The following is a 16,172-nucleotide window of genomic DNA, read 5'->3' as shown; positions in this document are numbered from 1 at the left end:
CCGCGGGATCGCTCCCGCGGGTTTTGACTTTGAGCGTTGGACGCTGTTCAGCCGTGCGCGAGCACGGCGAGCAGCAACAGCGCGACGATGTTGGTGATCTTGATCGCCGGGTTGACGGCCGGGCCGGCGGTGTCCTTGTAGGGATCGCCCACAGTGTCGCCGGTGACCGAGGCCTTGTGCGCCTCGGAGCCCTTCAGATGCTTGACGCCGTCCTTGTCGACAAAGCCGTCCTCGAAGGACTTCTTCGCGTTGTCCCAGGCGCCGCCGCCTGAAGTCATCGAGATGGCGACGAAGAGGCCATTGACGATGACACCAAGCAGCGAGGCGCCAAGTGCCGCAAAGGCGGAAGCCTTCGAACCCGAGATCAGCAGCACGCCGAAATAGACGACGAGCGGCGCCAGCACCGGCAGCAGCGACGGGATGATCATTTCCCGGATCGCCGCCTTGGTCAGAAGGTCGACCGCACGCGCGTAGTTCGGCTTCGAGGTGCCGGCCATGATGCCCGGATCCTCGCGGAACTGCTTGCGCACTTCCTCGACGATGGCACCGGCCGCGCGGCCGACGGCCGTCATGGCGATGCCGCCGAACAGATACGGGATCAGGCCGCCGAAGATCAGGCCGGCGACGACGTAAGGGTTGGAGAGGTCGAAGGAGATCTCACCCATGCCCTGGAAGTAAGGATATTTGTCGCCATTGGCGGCAAAGAACTTCAGGTCGTTCGAGTAGGCGGCGAACAGTACCAGCGCGCCGAGGCCGGCCGAACCAATGGCATAGCCCTTGGTCACCGCCTTGGTGGTGTTGCCGACCGCGTCGAGCGCGTCGGTGGAGTGGCGCACTTCCTTGGGCAGACCGGCCATTTCGGCAATGCCGCCGGCATTGTCGGTCACCGGGCCAAAGGCGTCGAGCGCGACGATCATGCCGGCCAGGCCGAGCATGGTGGTGACCGCGATCGCGGTGCCATAGAGACCGGCGAGCTGGTAGGTCGAGATGATGCCGCCGACGATGACGATCGCCGGCAGTGCCGTGGATTCCAGCGAGACCGCAAGGCCCTGGATGACGTTGGTGCCGTGACCGGTCACCGAGGCCTGGGCGATGGAGTTCACCGGGCGCTTGCCGGTGCCAGTATAATATTCGGTGATCACCACGATGAGACCCGTCACCACGAGGCCGATCAGGCCGCAGATGAACAGGTTCTTGCCGGTGATGGCCATGCCGGCGACGGTGCCGATCTCGCCCCAGCCGAGACACACCGAAGTGGCGACGCCGAGACCGACGATGGACAACAGGCCGGTGACGATCAGGCCCTTGTAGAGAGCGCCCATGATCGAGCCGTTGGCGCCGAGCTTGACGAAGAAGGTGCCGACGATCGAGGTCAGGATGCAGGCGCCGCAAATGGCCAGCGGATAGAGCATCGCGGCGCCGAGAACGGCGGTGCCGCCGAAGAAGATGGCACCGAGAACCATGGTGGCGACGACCGTCACCGCATAGGTTTCGAACAGGTCAGCGGCCATGCCGGCGCAGTCGCCGACATTGTCGCCGACATTGTCGGCGATGGTGGCCGGATTGCGCGGATCATCCTCGGGAATACCGGCTTCGACCTTGCCGACCAGATCGCCGCCGACGTCAGCACCCTTGGTGAAGATGCCGCCGCCGAGACGGGCGAAGATCGAGATCAGCGAGGCGCCGAAGCCGAGTGAAACCAGCGAGTCGATGACGATGCGGTCGTTGGGCTGAAGGCCCATGAAGTGGGTCAGGACAAGGTAGTAGATCGACACGCCGAGCAAGGCGAGGCCCGCCACCAGCATGCCGGTGATGGCGCCCGACTTGAAAGCGATGTCGAGGCCGGCGGCGAGGCTGTTGGAGGCCGCCTGCGCGGTGCGCACATTGGCCCGCACCGAAACATGCATGCCGATGAAACCCGCGGCGCCTGACAGAACGGCACCGATCAGGAAGCCGATCGCGGCGGTGATCGAAAGCAGCCACCAGGCGAGCACGAGCACGACCACGCCGACGATGGCGATGGTGGTGTACTGGCGCGCCAGATAGGCTTGCGCGCCTTCGCGGATGGCGGCGGAGATTTCCTGCATGCGTGCATTGCCCTGATCGGCCGCGAGGACCGAACGTGTTGCCCAGATGGCGTAGAGGACAGAAAGCAGGCCGCAGGCGATGACGGCGGAAATAATTGTCATTGCCGGATTTTCCTCGATTGTTGGCCCAAAAGAACCCCTCCCTGGGCCGTTGAGACAGAGACCGGATTCCGCGGGCGGAATCCGACCCTTCGCAGCGGTGTATGCGAAACGGGGCTCGGAACGTCAAGATATTGTTCGGTTTTTGCCCGGCTTTCGCCGTAATGCTTTCGTGCAAACCGATTGAATGCATTCAGGCCGGGCCGTGCCAGGCACTGAAGGGCTTGTCGCCGCCCTGAAAGTGCAGCCGCTCTGGGTTCAGCCACCGTGCGACCTGCTCGTCTGTCGGCCCGGCGAGATCGGGCGGCATGCCCCTCCCAGCCGCGCTCGGCGCAAAAAGCGTCTATCGCCTTGTGGTCCTGCCAGTAGTCGCGGACGACGGCTGGCCAGCATCGGGCAGATGTTCGGGCCTGTTGAATGACAGGATGGCGATCGGAAAGCCGGTCGGACGCGCTGGCCTTGCCCGGCCAGAGCCCTCACTCCCGAGGCTAAGGCGTGATCGCCAGTCCATGACCAGATGCCTCGTGCTGTACTGTCAATTCGGCTTCCTCGCACTCAGCCTCGTTGATTAGTCCTTTGCTGGCCAGAAACCGTATGACAGCCACGAACCCCGCAGAGACCTGGCAATTCTTGCCGCGCCGTGGGCGTTACACAGGGCGGAGTTTCGAGCCAATATCGCGCGATCAGATTCTGGGGATGCTCGCGAGAGCCTCCGCAAAGGTGCGGGGCCATAGCTTTTTGCCGTCCTATTATGCTCTTGGAGCAAGCCAACCTGGCCCAATGGCCGCGACCATAGTGGCGCTCAGGGAAAGTTTAGCGCGCCCGTATACAACCTCGACAGGCGACAATAACTGATGGTCAACTTTCCGCATAAGTATAGAGCGCATATAATTCTTTTACGCCGGGGAGGAGGTCGGTAGTGAGGTGTTTGGTGATCAATCTTGACCGATCAATTGATCGGCTCGCTGACGTCACGGCAGAATTTTCCCGCATTGGAATTCCTTTTGAACGCGTCGCAGCTGTCGATGCGGCTGCCGGGGCTCCGTTCATCGGCCCTCCGCTCACCGAGGCGGAAATCTGTTGCTTTCTCAGTCATCGTCTCTGCTGGCAAAGCATCGCAGACGGCCCTGATCGGTATGGCGCAGTCTTCGAGGATGACGTTGTTTTCAGCCACAACGCCGGACCGGTGCTGAACGATGATGCCTGGGTCCCCCGAGACGCGGACGTGGTCAAGCTCGAAACATTCTTTGTGCGGGTGAGGATTGGGCGCCGGCACGTTCCCGTAAAAAATGGATACTCCGCAACGCGATTGCTCGGACATCACCTGGGCGCGTGCGGGTATCTGATTTCGAAAAAGGCCGCCCAAAAACTGCTCAAGAACACGAGGCGTCTTAGGGCAGCGGTCGATGTCGCGCTCTTCAGTCCCGATGAGATGACGACCGTGCTCAACACGACCTACCAGTTGATGCCCGCGCTCTGCGCCCAGGCCAAGTTCATTTCAGAGAACGACAGCCCTGCGACCTTGATCCAAGTCACTCCGAGGCTCCACAGAGACAAGCGGGTCATCGACAGAATCCGGGCAGAGGCGACACGCGTCTTCGGGCAATTGCGAAATAGAAGCTTTTTCGCGACGGAGAAGGTCGACGCCGTGCCGCTGCGTTTTCCGTTGGCGGCGCACGCCGACATAGATCCCAAGCCCGTACCCGCTTAGAATAAAAGTGTTGAGCGAATGAACGGGGTCAAACCTCCAACATTTAGAACTGCTTCCTGCCGACGCCAGGTGAGATCGTAAACTACGCCGTCTCCCTGCCCATGCGGCGCGCGGTATAGCGTTCGACCGCCGACAGCCCGTCATAAATGAGCACGGCAAGCGCCGCCACGATCAGCCCTCCCTGAAGGATGAAGGCGAGGTTGTTGGACAACAGCCCGGCGATGATCACCTCGCCCAGCGTCTTGGCGGCCACGGTCGAGCCGATGGTGGCGGTGGCAAGGCCGATGACAACCGACAGCCTGATACCGCCGAGTATGATCGGGGCGCTGAGCGGCAGCTCGACCTTGACCAGTCTTTGCCAGCCGGTCATGCCGGCGCCGCGCGCCGCCTCCATCACATTGGCCGGCAGCGTCGTCAGGCCGGTCAACGCATTCTCGAAGATCGGCAGCAGGCCATAGAGAAACAATGCGATCAGTGTCGGCTTTTCGCCGAACCCGACCGCCGGCACCGCAAGCGCCAGCACCGCCACCGGCGGAAAGGTCTGGCCGATATTGACCAGGCTGCGCGACAGCGGCAGGAACTCGGCGCCGGCGGGCCTGGTGACCAGGATGGCAAGTGCCACCGCAACGATGGTTGCCGCCATGGTGGCGATCAGCACGATGCGCAAATGCAACAGCGTCAGGGTCAGCAGGCTGCCCTGGTTATAGATCACCGGGGCATTGTTCTCGGTCAGCGGCTTCAGCAGCGGTTCGAACCAGCCGGGATTGGTGAGGAAGGCGACGAGCAGCACCACCAGGGCCAATCGCAGCAGCGCCGGAAGCCAGGCTTTCATGCCGGCCTCGCCGAGCGTTTGACCAGACCGTCGAGGGTGACGCGGCCGAGCGGCTTGCCGTCGGCGTCCCTCACCGGCAGCGCCGGCCGGCCCGACCACAGCAATTCCGCCAACGCATCGCGCTGGCTGGCATCGCCGGGGATCGCCTCGCCCTCAGCGGTGCCTTTCTCCACCGCGTCGCGCACCCGGCCGAGCGACAGCAGGCGAAACGGCCGTTCGCTTGCGCCGACCAGGGTTTCGACAAAAGCGCTGGCCGGTTTGGCCAGGATCTCGGCGGGCTTGGCGTATTGCACGAGCTTGCCGGCATCCATCACGGCGATCTTGTCGCCCATATGCACGGCCTCCTCCATGTCATGGGTGACAAGGATGATGGTGGTGCCGAAGCGCTTCTGGATCGTCAGCAGGTCTTCCTGCGCCTTGGTGCGGATGATCGGGTCGAGCGCGCCGAACGGCTCGTCCATCAACAGCACGTTTGGCTCGGCGGCGAGCGCGCGGGCAACGCCGACGCGCTGCTGCTGGCCACCGGATAGCTCGTGCGGGTAGCGCGGGCCGAACGCCTCGGGATCGAGCTGGTAGAGCGTCATCAGCTCGTCGACGCGGGCCTTGATGCGGGCCTTGTCCCAGCCGAGCAAAACCGGCACGGTGGCGATGTTCTGCGCCACCGTGCGATGCGGAAACAGGCCGTGGCCCTGGATGGCATAGCCGATGCTGCGGCGCAGTTCATAGCCAGGCAGCGAGCGGTTGTCGGCGCCGTCGAGCTTGATGACGCCGGCGGTCGGCTCGACCAACCGGTTTATCATGCGAAGCAGTGTCGTCTTGCCGGACCCGGACGTGCCGACAATGACGGCGATGGTGCGCGGCTCGATGACCATCGAGACGTCGTCGACCACCGCTGTCGCATCATAGCGCTTGGTTATGCCTTCGATCTCGATCATGCCGGGCTTGCCTCGCGTCGTCTGGTGGCGGTCATTTCGATCACCGCGTCGAGGATAATGGCGGCGGCGAAGGCGAGCGCGACCGTCGGCACCGCGCCGAGCAGCACCAGATCCATCGCCGTCTGGCCAACGCCCTGGAAGACGAACACGCCGAAGCCACCGCCGCCGATCAGCGCGGCAATCGTTGCAAGGCCGATGTTCTGCACCAACACGATGCGGATGCCGGTGAGGATCACCGGAAAGGCGAGCGGAAACTCGACGCCGAACAGGCGTTGCCTGTCGGTCATGCCCATGCCGCGGGCCGCGTCATTGGCGGCGCGCGGCACGCCAGCGAGGCCGACCACCGTGTTGGCCACCACCGGCAGCAGCGAATAGAGGAACAAGGCGACGAAAGCCGGCGCGGTGCCGATGCCGCGAATGCCGAGTGCCGCCGCCGCCGGTACATGCGTGGCGACCCAGCCGAGCGGCGCGATCAGCAGGCCAAACAGTGCGATCGACGGAATGGTCTGGATGATGTTGAGCACGTTGAGGACGCTCGCACGCAGCCTCTCGACGCGATGGCAAAGGATACCGAGCGGCAGGCCGATGATCACCGCAGCAAGCAGCGAACCGAGTGCCAGCGTCACATGCTTGGAGCCCTCGGCCCAGAAGCTGTCGGCACGGTTGGCGTATTCCTTGAGGATGGAGAGGTCGTTCCAGCTTCCTGAAATCAACAGCAGAGCGACCGCCGCACTGGCCACTACCAGCACGCCGACGCGTGCCCAGGGCGAAAGCTCCAGCCTCGTCAGAACGTCGGCCAGCAAGAGCGTGAAAGCAAAGATGAGGATCCAGAAACCGGAGGCCGGCGAAATCCTCGCAAAGGTGTTGCCGGTAGGCGTGAGAAATGTGCCAGCGACGCCGATCAGAAGCGCGAGCGCGGCAAGTGCCGCTGCGCTGGCGGCAAGGCGCAGCAGCAGCGGCGTCTTGAACAGCGCAACAAGTGCGGCAACGACAACGATGGCGAGCAGCAACGGCCCGGTCGCTGCCGGCAACGCTTCGAGCATCGAACGCGCCTGGCCGGGAACGATGCGGTTGGCACGGAACGTGGCAAAGGGCGCGGCGAAAGCCGCGTAGGCTGCTATCACGGCAATGACCACGCCGAGCTTGTCGAAGCGGATAGGCACGCCCTCCCCCGTCAGTCGTTCCGGCGCGCCACGCATGCGGCGCGCCGGAAATCGCTCTATTTCAGGAAGCCATTCTTCTTCAGAAAGTCTTCGGCGACGCCCTTGACCGGCTCACCGCCGACCTGCACGCGGCCGTTCAGCTCCTGCAGCGTGACGAGGTCGAGCTTGGCGAAGACCGGCTTCAGCAGCGTCTCGATCTCGGGATGCTCCTTGAGCACCGCTTCGCGGATGATCGGTGCCGGCTGGTAGACCGGCTGGACGCCCTTGTCGTCGTCGAGCACGACAAGGCCGGACGGCGCGATGCCGCCGTCGGTGCCGTAGACCATGGCGGCGTTGGCGCCGCTGGTCTGGTTGGCGGCTGCAGCGATGGTTGCCGCCGTGTCGCCGCCTGAGAGCGTGATCAGTTGCTCGGGCTTCAGCGTGAAGCCATAGGTGGTCTGGAAGGCCGGAAGTGCTGCCGCAGAATTGACGAACTCGGCGGAAGCCGCCAGCACCACCTGGCCGCCTCCAGCGACGTACTTGCCGAAGTCGGAGAGCGTGGCGAGCTTGTTGGTTTCGGCAACCTCCTTGCGCAGCGCGATCGCCCAGGTGTTGTTGGCCGGCGACGGCGACAGCCAGACGATCTTGTTGGCGTCATAGTCGAGCTTTTTGGCCGTCTCATAGGCCTTGGCGGCATCCTTCCAGACCGGGTCGTCGGCCTTCTCGAAGAAGAAGGCGGCATTGCCGGTGTATTCGGGATAGATGTCGATCTCGCCGGCGGTAATCGCCTTGCGCACCACCGGCGTGCCGCCGAGCTGGATACGGTCGGTGGTCTTAATGTTGTTGGCGTTGAGAACGAGCTGGATGATGTTGCCGAGCACGCCACCCTCGGTGTCGATCTTCGAGGAGACAACCACCTGAGCGCTCGCCGAGGCAGCGGTGATGCCGAGCGCAAGCGCCGCGCCGGCCAGTGCCTTGATTGAAAACATTGTGAAATCCCTTGCAATGAACCGAAATTCGGAGGCCGCACATGAGCATGCCCCAAACGCGCCGTCGGGGCATACGGTTTCATAAGAACAGGGATCGGCGCAATAATTTTGTTCGGGCAGCGGCGGGTTTGCCGAGACCATCCTGACAGCATCATGTCAGGCAAAGCGATCCGGGATCAGGCTTTGCGAATGCCCGTCAGCTTCAGCGCGCCAAGGGCCACGAAGCACAGAACGGTGACCGGAAAGATCATCCAGTTCAGCATCTCCCAGCCCCAGGCGTTGTAGACCATGCCCGACATCAGCGAAGCGCAGGCCACAGAGCCGAACAGGACGAAGTCGTGGAAGCCTTGCACCTTGCCCTTTTCCGACGGCCGGTAGCTGGCCGCCACCATCGCCGTGGCGCCGATGAAGCCAAAATTCCAGCCAAGGCCGAGCAGGATCAGCGCCGTCCAGAATTGCCACAGCGCCAGACCCGACAATGCGACAATGGCGCAGCCGATCAACAGGATCAGGCCGGTGGCCACGATGCGCTCGGCGCCGAAGCGATGGATCAGCGAGCCGGTGAAGAAGCTCGGTGCGAACATAGCCATGACGTGCCAGGAAATGCCCAGCGTCGCATCGTCCTCCGACAGGCCGCAGCCAACCATGGCCAGCGGGGCGCCGGTCATGACGAAGCTCATCAGGGCGTAGCTGCCGACCGCGCAAAACAATGCGGCGACGAAACGCGGCCGCGTGACAATTTCAGCCAATGGTCTGGCGTCGCTGTCGGCGATTTCCGCTTTCCCTGTTGCTTTCGCCGGCAGTCGCAGGAACGACAGGACGACGGCGCCGACCGCGGCCAGCGGCAGGATGGAAGCGAACGAGCCGGCAAACATCACCGGCGCGAACAATTCGCGGGTGAAGATAACGATCTGCGGCCCGAGAATGGCGGTGACGATGCCGCCGGCCAGCACGAAAGAGATGGCGCGCGCCTTGAACGCCGGCGGCGCGTTGTCGGCGGCGGCAAAACGGAACTGCTGGACGAAGGCGCCGCCGACGCCAATCAGCAGCAGGCCGAGGGCAAACAGCCAGAAGCTGCCATGGAAAAGCGCCAGGGTGGCGACCAGCCCGCCAAACGCGGTAACGACCGTACCGGTCATGAAGCCGCCGCGCTGGCCCAGCCTGCGGATTATCGCCGCTGCCGGCAACGCGCCGAGCGCCACGCCTAGGTTGAAGCCGGTGACCGGCGCCGTCGCCAGCGACTTGTCGACGGCAAGCAGATATTGCCCGGCCAGCGCACCCATGGAGATGGCGATGGGGGCAGCCGAGCCGACGATCGCCTGCGAGGCGGCGAGGATCAACGCGGTGCGACGCGCCTCCTTGCCTGCCTCGACGGCGATTGCCGTCATGATGCGTCCTTGCCGCGCCCTTCGCCACGCACCCGGCGTGACACGCGGTCGAGTACGGCATTGACCAGCTTCGGCTCGTCTTCCTCGTAGAAGGCCTTGGCGATGTCGACATACTCGGAAACGATGACGGCAACGGGCACGTCCTCGCGCTTCATCAGTTCGTAGACCCCGGCGCGCAGGATGGCACGTAGTGTCGAGTCGAGCCTCGACAGCGGCCAGTCCTCGGTCAGCGCCTGGCGGATGATCGGATCGACGGTCTTCTGGTTCTCGACGACACCGGAGAGGATGGCGCGAAACCATTGCGCATCGGCCTCGCGGTAGAGCGCCCCGTCAACTTCCTTGCCGAGGCGAAAGGCCTCGTATTCGGCTGTGATCTCGATGACACCGCTGCCGGCGACATCCATTTGGTAGAGCGCCTGCACGGCAGCCAGACGGGCAGCGCCACGCTTGTTGGCCTGGCGCACCGGGGGTCGGTCCTTGTCTCCGGATTGCGTCACGCCGTTCAGGCTCCGAGCCGTTTCTTCAACGCGATCATGGTCAGTGCGGCACGGGCCGCAAACCCACCCTTGTCGCCTTCCGTGCGCCGGGCGCGGACCCAGGCCTGCTCGTCGTTCTCGGTGGTCAGGATGCCGTTGCCGACGCAGATGGCCTCCTGCACGGACAGATCCATCAGGGCGCGCGCCGATTCGTTGGCGACGATGTCGAAATGATGCGTCTCGCCGCGGATCACGGTGCCGAGCGCAACGTACCCGTCATACTCGGCACCCTCGCCTTCGGCGGCGTCGAGCGCAAATGAGATCACAGCCGGAATTTCCAGCGCGCCCGGCACGGTGACGACATCGTATTTGGCGCCTGCCTCGTCGAGCGCAGCCTTGGCGCCGTCGAGCAGCGCATCCGCCAAATCGTCATAGAAGCGCGCTTCAACGATCAGCAGCTTGAGTTTCTTGTCTCTGGGCATTTTGGCTCACGTTTCCGGCGGAGCCGGTGACTTAGGCCGAAGCCGACAAGTTCGCAAGCTTTCCGAAGGTGACCCTGGGTCGAAAATTCCTGGCAGCCGCTCAAAACCCTTCTTTCGCCGCCTCCACCAGGCGTGCCGCGTAGCGGGCCATGGTGTCGATCTCGAGATTGACGCGGTCGCCGACCTTGCGCTCGCCCCAGGTGGTCACGGTCAGCGAGTGGTGGATCAAAAGCACGTCGAAGCGTGTGCCTTCCACCCTGTTGACGGTGAGCGAGGTGCCGTCGAGCGCGACCGAACCCTTGGGTGCAATGAACTTCGCCAACTCGCGCGGCGCCTCTAGCGTGAAGCGCACGGCATCGCCCTCATCCTTGCGTTCGATGATCTCGGCCATGCCGTCGACATGACCCGAAACGATGTGACCGCCGAGTTCGTCGCCGATCTTCAGCGCCCGCTCCAGGTTGATCCTCGTGCCTGTTTTCCAGCCCGAGGCCGTGGTCAGCCGCAAGGCCTCTTCCCAGGCCTCGACCTCGAACCAGCGCGCATTCGAGCCATGTTCGGGCAGCGCCGTGACCGTCAGGCAGACACCGCCGCAGGAGATCGAGGCGCCGATGGCGATGGTCTGGGGGTCGTAGGCCGTGTCGATGCGCAGCCCCACCCCTTCCCTGAGCGGTTTGACGGCTGCGACAGTGCCGACATCAGTAACAATCCCGGTGAACATCAGATCATATCTTTCCGTTTGACCATGATCTTGTCCCGGTTCCCGCTTTTCGGGATCATGATCTAGATATCCCTTACCCACTCTGCATAGCTGTCTTCGCCGAAACGCATGTCGCGAAGCTTGCGAAATCCTGCCGGGATGTGGTCAGCGTCGATCGGCGATGCAACGCCGTCATCGCCGATCGCTTCGGGACCCTGGAACAGCACGATACGGTCGACCAGCCCATCGGCCAGGAAAGCCTTGGCCACCCTGGCACCACCCTCGACCAGAACACTTGCCATGCCGAGCGCGGCGAGATCCTCGAGCAGTTCCGGCAGCGCGACGCCGCCTTCATGTGTTTCGGTGCCGATGAAGCGCACGCCGGCGCGTTCGAGTGCTGCCCGCCGCAGCGGATCGGCCTCCAGGCAAGCGGCGACATAGAGCGGCACCCGGTCCACGCCCGAAACCAGCTTGGAGGCCTCGGGCAACCTGATCTGCCTGTCGAGCACGATGCGCGCCGGCGAACGGTTCTCCAGTCCGGGCAGCCGCACCGTCAGAGCCGGATCGTCCTCCAGCGCGGTGCCAATGCCGACCAGTATGCCGTCGGCCTCGGCGCGCATCAGATACACCTCGCGACGGGCGATATCACCGGTGATCGACACCTGCCCCTCGCCTTCCCTGCCGATCTTGCCGTCGCTGGAAAGCGCAAGCTTGAGAATCACTTCGGGCCGTTTTTTCAACGATCGAATCAGATAGCCGGCCATCTGCTCGGCGGCTTCCGCCGCCAGTACCTTTTCGACCACCTCGACACCCGCGGCGCGCAGGATCGCATAGCCCTTGCCGGACACGCGCGGATCGGGATCGCTGGCGGCGCCGACGACGCGCGCGACACCGGCATTGACCAGCGCGTTGGCGCAAGGCGGCGTCCGGCCATGGTGGGCGCAAGGCTCCAGCGTGACATAGGCGGTGGCGCCGCGCGCCAGCTCGCCAGCCTCAGCCAGGGCCTCGGTCTCGGCGTGCGGGCGGCCGCCGACCGCGGTGACGCCGGTGCCGACGATCATCGGCCCGGCGCCGTCATCGCGCACAATCAACGTGCCGACGGAGGGATTGGTCGAGGTGCGTCCGGCATTCTTCCGCGACAGTCTGAGCGCCGCCGCCATGAAACGGCGATCAAGGGCGGCCTGTCCGGTCTTGTCGCTTGCGGTCATGCTCAGCTGGCGTCCTCTTCGCCCTTTGTTTCGTCTCCCTTGAGCTCGCCCAGCAATTCGTGGAAATCCTTGGCCTCGCGAAAATTGCGGTAGACCGAGGCGAAGCGCACATAGGCGACATCGTCGAGCGACTTCAGTGCTTCCATGACCAGCCGGCCGACTTCGCCGGAGGCCACTTCCGTTTCACCGGAGCTTTCGAGCTGGCGCACGATGCCGGTCACCGCGCGGTCAATGCGCTCCGGATCGACATTGCGCTTGCGGACGGCGATCTCCACCGAGCGCAGCAGCTTGTCGCGGTCGAACGGCACTTTTCGGCCGGACTTTTTCACCACCACGAGGTCGCGCAGCTGGACGCGCTCAAAGGTGGTGAAGCGGCCGCCACAATCGGGGCAGACACGCCGCCTGCGGATCGCCGCGCCATCCTCGGCGGGGCGCGAATCCTTCACCTGCGTATCTTCTGACTGGCAATAGGGACAGCGCATGGAGAGCCTTGGGTTCGCGAATCTCGTGGGACGAAAGGCTTAGTGCTTTTTGCAACGATGGCAAAGCATGCACGGCCCTTCGCGCCTCAGAGATAGCGAGGCGCAGGGAAAATTGCGAGAGCCGCCAGCAGCCAGACGGCGATGCCGCCAAGCACGCCCAGCCGGTAGTCGACCTTGTCGGAGGCGAGATAGGCGGGGATGGTCACCCCGGCCAGACAGGCCTCGCGAAAGCCACGGCCGTGGCTGAGCCGGGGCGGCTTGCATGGGTGTGGTTTGGGCCAAGGCGGTGCCGGGGCGCGGCAAGGCAGCCAAAGCGGCCAGGGCGCGCGCGGCGCCGGCGAGACGAAACATGCATATCATCAAGGCTCCTGTCGATCACGCCGGCCTTGCCGCGACGATAGTTGTCGTCGCGACAAGGCGGCGAGACCCGAAGTCTCGTCAGCCGAGATAGGGATAGAGCGGGAAACGGTCGGTCAGCGCCATCACCTTGGCCTTGACCGCCGCTTCGACAGCGGCATTGCCCTCGTCGGAGTTGGCGACCTTGAGACCGTCCAGCACTTCGGCGATCAGTTTGCCGATCTCGCGGAACTCGGCCTGGCCGAAACCTCGCGTGGTACCGGCCGGCGTGCCGAGACGCACGCCCGAGGTGACGAAAGGCTTTTCCGGGTCGAACGGAATGCCGTTCTTGTTGCAGGTGATGTTGGCGCGGCCGAGCGCTGCCTCGGCGCGCTTGCCGGTGGCGTTCTTGGGACGCAGGTCGACCAGCATCAGGTGGTTGTCGGTGCCACCGGAGACGATGTCGAGCCCGGTTTCCTTCAGGCTCGCGGCCAGCGCCTTGGCATTGGCGGCGACGCTTTCGGCGTAGACCTTGAAGCTCGGCTTCAGCGCTTCGCCGAAGGCAACCGCCTTGGCGGCGATGACGTGCATCAGCGGGCCACCCTGCAGGCCGGGGAACACCGCCGAGTTCATCTTCTTGGCGATCTCCTCGTCATTGCACAGGATCATGCCGCCACGCGGGCCACGCAGCGATTTGTGCGTGGTGGTCGTGACCACATGCGCGTGCGGCAGCGGCGACGGATGGACGCCGCCGGCGACGAGACCGGCGATATGCGCCATGTCAACCATCAGGTAGGCGCCGACCGCATCGGCGATCTCGCGAAAACGCTTCCAGTCCCAGACGCGCGAATAGGCGGTGCCACCGGCCAGGATCAGCTTCGGCTTGGTCTCGTGAGCGGTCTTCTCAATGGCGTCCATATCCAGCAGATGGTCATCCTTGCGCACGCCATAGGAGACGACCTTGAACCATTTGCCGCTCATGTTGACCGGCGAGCCGTGGGTCAGATGGCCGCCGGAATTGAGGTCGAGGCCCATGAAGGTGTCACCGGGCTGCAGCAGCGCCAGGAACACCGCCTGGTTCATCTGGCTACCGGAGTTCGGCTGGACGTTGGCGAAGTTGCAGCCGAAGAGTTTCTTCGCCCGCTCGATGGCCAGTTCCTCGGCCACATCGACGAACTGGCAGCCGCCATAGTAGCGCTTGCCCGGATAGCCCTCGGCATATTTGTTGGTCATGATCGACCCCTGCGCTTCGAGCACGGCGCGCGAGACGATGTTTTCAGAGGCAATCAGCTCGATCTCGTGGCGCTGGCGACCAAGCTCGTTGCGGATGGCGCCGAAAATCTCCGGATCGGCATCGGCAAGCGTGGTTTCGAAGAAGGATTCGAATTTGTTCGACACTGCCGCTGCTGTTGCCATGGCTTGAAATCCTCGAAGTTCGGGGGGCGATCTTTGTTGAGCATGTCGTCGTCCCAAAACCGCTGCACAGTTTTGGGCGACATTCGCCGCGCATTAACACAGTTGCTTTCGCCCCGCCACGTTTGCAGCGCGAAATTTGCTGGCCGGTTTGCGGCAGAAGGGCAGCATGGCCGTTATTTCCTTTTCTGCCGGCCCTTCAGCAAAGCTTCGGTAAGGGTGATCTCGGAAAACAGGGCCCGCATCGTATGGTCGTTGATCTCGCGGCTGCGAAACATTGCCCGGACGGCGGTGCGTTCCGCCTCGATGCCGGCGAGCCTCAGTTCGAGCTCCAGCCTGCCGGCTTCGCGGGCCTCGGCGCGCGCTTCGTCGGCCTCGTCGGAGGCGGCTATGCGTCGCCGGTAGCCGGCGACGATGCTGTCGGCGACGGCCAGCCTGGCGTCCGCCACCTCGCCCTCGCCTGCCTCGTTGGCGATGCTCTCGATCCTGGCGATGGCCGCCTTGGCCGCGCCGACACGCGCCCGGCGCTCTTCGGCCGCAGCCGGGTCCTCGCCCGGTTCGACCAGCCCACGTGCGATCTTGGGCAAGGCAAGGCTGGCGATGGTGAGCGAGCAGATGATGACGCCGGCCGCGAGGAAGATGACAACATCGCGCGCCGGAAACGGCGAACCATCCGGCATGGCGAGCGGCAAGGACAGGATGCCGGCCAGCGTGATGGCGCCGCGCACGCCTGCCACCGAACCGGCGAGCCGTACGCGCAGGCCGAACGCCTTGGCCTTGCGCTTGCCCAGCCGCGCGGCAACCGCCTGCGCGATATCGCCAATCCAGATCCACAGGAAGCGCAGGCCGATCAGGCACAGCGTCAGAGCCAGTACCGTGGCGACCGGCTCCAGCAGCCAATGCCGGCTGGCGAGTTCGGGCGGAACGTTGCGGATGATGTCGGGCAGTTGCAGGCCGAGCAGGATGAAGAGCGCGCCGTTGAAGACGAAGGACAGCGTCGTCCACAGCGACATCGTCTGCATGCGCGCCGAGACGCCAAGATAGCGGAAAATGCCGGAGCCGCCAGTGAGCAAGCCGGCGGTGACCGCCGCAAGGATGCCGGAGGCGCCGGCATGTTCAGCGCCTAGATAGGCGATGAAGGGTATCAGGATCATGACCAGCACCTGCGCCTCGGCCGGCACGCCGCCGATGCGGTTCAAAAGCTGCAGCGTCTTGGCGGCGACGATCAACGCCACCACGCCGGCCAGGATGCCGGCCGCAACGGCATAGAGAAAGCTCAGCGAGGCCGCCGCGAAAGAGAAGCTTCCGGTCAATGCAGCCGCAACGGCGAAGCGGAACATGACGAGGCCCGACGCGTCGTTGAGCAGCGACTCGCCTTCGAGAATGTGCATCAGCCGCGCCGGCACGACGTTCCTGTCGACGATCGAGGACACCGCGACCGCGTCGGTCGGCGACAGTACGGCGGCAAGCGCAAAAGCGACGACCAGCGGGATGCTCGGCACCAGCCAGTGCAAGGCATAGCCGAAACCGACGACGGTGAAGAAGACGAGCCCGATGGCAAGGTCCAGGATCGGCCCGCGCAGCGCTATCAATTCGCGCTTCGGCGCGGCAACGGCGTCCGCAAACAGCAGCGGTGGAATGAACACCAGCAGGAACAGATCCGGATCGATATCGACATGGATGCCGCGCACCGGCCAGGCGAGTACGGCGCCTATGGCAATCTGCAGCACCGGCAACGGCACCCGCACCAGACGCACCAGCGCGCCGGAAACCGCGACGAAGACGAGCACGACCAGGATGAAGACGGCGACCTGCATGGGCGCGTTTCCGAGTGTTTTCCGGACCATGCGCAAACAGCTGCGGTCCGTCCAGAAAAGAAAAGGCCGCCCGAAGGC

14 protein-coding genes are annotated in these 16,172 nt (G+C 64.3%); 1 reads left to right on the top strand and 13 read right to left on the bottom strand.

Features of this window, described 5'->3' with window-relative positions; translation table 11 throughout:
* Window positions 1–47: 47 nt before the first annotated feature.
* Window positions 48–2,189 carry a sodium-translocating pyrophosphatase gene (locus BLS48_RS12870; protein ID WP_091578131.1) on the bottom strand — a complete coding sequence of 714 codons (2,142 nt, stop codon included), beginning with the start codon at window positions 2,187–2,189 and terminating at the stop codon, window positions 48–50.
* A 928-nt stretch (window positions 2,190–3,117) separates the two neighbouring features.
* Between BLS48_RS12870 and BLS48_RS12865 the strand changes: the two genes are divergently transcribed.
* Entirely contained in the window at window positions 3,118–3,897 is a 780-nt protein-coding gene (locus BLS48_RS12865; protein ID WP_167365067.1) for a glycosyltransferase family 25 protein, read from the top strand.
* A gap of 82 nt (window positions 3,898–3,979) precedes the next feature.
* Here BLS48_RS12865 and BLS48_RS12860 read toward each other — a convergent pair whose 3' ends face one another.
* The 12 genes from BLS48_RS12860 to BLS48_RS12805 form a co-directional block, all read right to left on the bottom strand.
* Window positions 3,980–4,729 (bottom strand): ABC transporter permease, encoded by a 750-nt coding sequence (locus BLS48_RS12860; protein ID WP_091578128.1) that lies wholly within the window; start codon window positions 4,727–4,729, stop codon window positions 3,980–3,982.
* Window positions 4,726–5,664, bottom strand: a complete 939-nt coding sequence (locus BLS48_RS12855; RefSeq protein ID WP_091578126.1) for an ABC transporter ATP-binding protein — start codon at window positions 5,662–5,664, stop codon at window positions 4,726–4,728. Before BLS48_RS12855 ends, BLS48_RS12860 begins: the two co-directional genes overlap by 4 nt.
* Complete coding sequence (locus BLS48_RS12850) at window positions 5,661–6,863, bottom strand: ABC transporter permease (protein WP_208604615.1); 1,203 nt, start codon at window positions 6,861–6,863, stop codon at window positions 5,661–5,663. Before BLS48_RS12850 ends, BLS48_RS12855 begins: the two co-directional genes overlap by 4 nt.
* Before the next feature lie 20 nt (window positions 6,864–6,883).
* Complete coding sequence (gene osmF / locus BLS48_RS12845) at window positions 6,884–7,795, bottom strand: glycine betaine ABC transporter substrate-binding protein OsmF (RefSeq protein WP_091578125.1); 912 nt, start codon at window positions 7,793–7,795, stop codon at window positions 6,884–6,886.
* Window positions 7,796–7,971: 176 nt separating this feature from the next.
* Entirely contained in the window at window positions 7,972–9,183 is a 1,212-nt protein-coding gene (locus tag BLS48_RS12840) for an MFS transporter (RefSeq protein ID WP_091578123.1), read from the bottom strand.
* A complete protein-coding gene (gene nusB, locus BLS48_RS12835) occupies window positions 9,180–9,680 on the bottom strand; it encodes a transcription antitermination factor NusB (protein WP_091578122.1) in 501 nt (166 codons plus the stop codon). The genes BLS48_RS12840 and nusB overlap by 4 nt, the downstream gene beginning before the upstream one ends.
* A gap of 5 nt (window positions 9,681–9,685) precedes the next feature.
* Window positions 9,686–10,141 carry a 6,7-dimethyl-8-ribityllumazine synthase gene (locus BLS48_RS12830; protein WP_091578120.1) on the bottom strand — a complete coding sequence of 152 codons (456 nt, stop codon included), beginning with the start codon at window positions 10,139–10,141 and terminating at the stop codon, window positions 9,686–9,688.
* Between the two features lie 100 nt (window positions 10,142–10,241).
* Window positions 10,242–10,859 (bottom strand): riboflavin synthase, encoded by a 618-nt coding sequence (locus BLS48_RS12825; protein ID WP_091578118.1) that lies wholly within the window; start codon window positions 10,857–10,859, stop codon window positions 10,242–10,244.
* A gap of 62 nt (window positions 10,860–10,921) precedes the next feature.
* Window positions 10,922–12,046, bottom strand: coding sequence for a bifunctional diaminohydroxyphosphoribosylaminopyrimidine deaminase/5-amino-6-(5-phosphoribosylamino)uracil reductase RibD (ribD, locus tag BLS48_RS12820; RefSeq protein ID WP_091578117.1), 1,125 nt, complete (start codon window positions 12,044–12,046; stop codon window positions 10,922–10,924).
* A gap of 2 nt (window positions 12,047–12,048) precedes the next feature.
* Window positions 12,049–12,528 (bottom strand): transcriptional regulator NrdR, encoded by a 480-nt coding sequence (gene nrdR / locus BLS48_RS12815; RefSeq protein ID WP_091578115.1) that lies wholly within the window; start codon window positions 12,526–12,528, stop codon window positions 12,049–12,051.
* Window positions 12,529–12,966: 438 nt separating this feature from the next.
* Window positions 12,967–14,280 (bottom strand): serine hydroxymethyltransferase, encoded by a 1,314-nt coding sequence (glyA, locus tag BLS48_RS12810; RefSeq protein ID WP_091578113.1) that lies wholly within the window; start codon window positions 14,278–14,280, stop codon window positions 12,967–12,969.
* A 173-nt stretch (window positions 14,281–14,453) separates the two neighbouring features.
* Window positions 14,454–16,094 (bottom strand): Na+/H+ antiporter, encoded by a 1,641-nt coding sequence (locus tag BLS48_RS12805; protein ID WP_091578492.1) that lies wholly within the window; start codon window positions 16,092–16,094, stop codon window positions 14,454–14,456.
* Window positions 16,095–16,172 lie beyond the last annotated feature (78 nt).

Source organism: Mesorhizobium qingshengii, from assembly GCF_900103325.1.
Lineage (GTDB): Bacteria > Pseudomonadota > Alphaproteobacteria > Rhizobiales > Rhizobiaceae > Mesorhizobium > Mesorhizobium qingshengii.
Note: the sequence above shows the minus strand (reverse complement) of the source record. Positions and strands in the feature narration are given on the sequence as shown.

What these genes read in the sequence shown, in the direction of transcription:
- BLS48_RS12870 (WP_091578131.1), bottom strand. Translation starts at nt 2,189, where the DNA reads ATGACAATTATTTCCGCCGTCATCGCCTGCGGCCTGCTTTCTGTCCTC.
- BLS48_RS12860 (WP_091578128.1), bottom strand. Translation starts at nt 4,729, where the DNA reads ATGAAAGCCTGGCTTCCGGCGCTGCTGCGATTGGCCCTGGTGGTGCTG.
- BLS48_RS12855 (WP_091578126.1), bottom strand. Translation starts at nt 5,664, where the DNA reads ATGATCGAGATCGAAGGCATAACCAAGCGCTATGATGCGACAGCGGTG.
- BLS48_RS12850 (WP_208604615.1), bottom strand. Translation starts at nt 6,863, where the DNA reads ATGCGTGGCGCGCCGGAACGACTGACGGGGGAGGGCGTGCCTATCCGC.
- osmF (WP_091578125.1), bottom strand. Translation starts at nt 7,795, where the DNA reads ATGTTTTCAATCAAGGCACTGGCCGGCGCGGCGCTTGCGCTCGGCATC.
- BLS48_RS12840 (WP_091578123.1), bottom strand. Translation starts at nt 9,183, where the DNA reads ATGACGGCAATCGCCGTCGAGGCAGGCAAGGAGGCGCGTCGCACCGCG.
- BLS48_RS12830 (WP_091578120.1), bottom strand. Translation starts at nt 10,141, where the DNA reads ATGCCCAGAGACAAGAAACTCAAGCTGCTGATCGTTGAAGCGCGCTTC.
- BLS48_RS12825 (WP_091578118.1), bottom strand. Translation starts at nt 10,859, where the DNA reads ATGTTCACCGGGATTGTTACTGATGTCGGCACTGTCGCAGCCGTCAAA.
- ribD (WP_091578117.1), bottom strand. Translation starts at nt 12,046, where the DNA reads ATGACCGCAAGCGACAAGACCGGACAGGCCGCCCTTGATCGCCGTTTC.
- nrdR (WP_091578115.1), bottom strand. Translation starts at nt 12,528, where the DNA reads ATGCGCTGTCCCTATTGCCAGTCAGAAGATACGCAGGTGAAGGATTCG.
- glyA (WP_091578113.1), bottom strand. Translation starts at nt 14,280, where the DNA reads ATGGCAACAGCAGCGGCAGTGTCGAACAAATTCGAATCCTTCTTCGAA.
- BLS48_RS12805 (WP_091578492.1), bottom strand. Translation starts at nt 16,094, where the DNA reads ATGCAGGTCGCCGTCTTCATCCTGGTCGTGCTCGTCTTCGTCGCGGTT.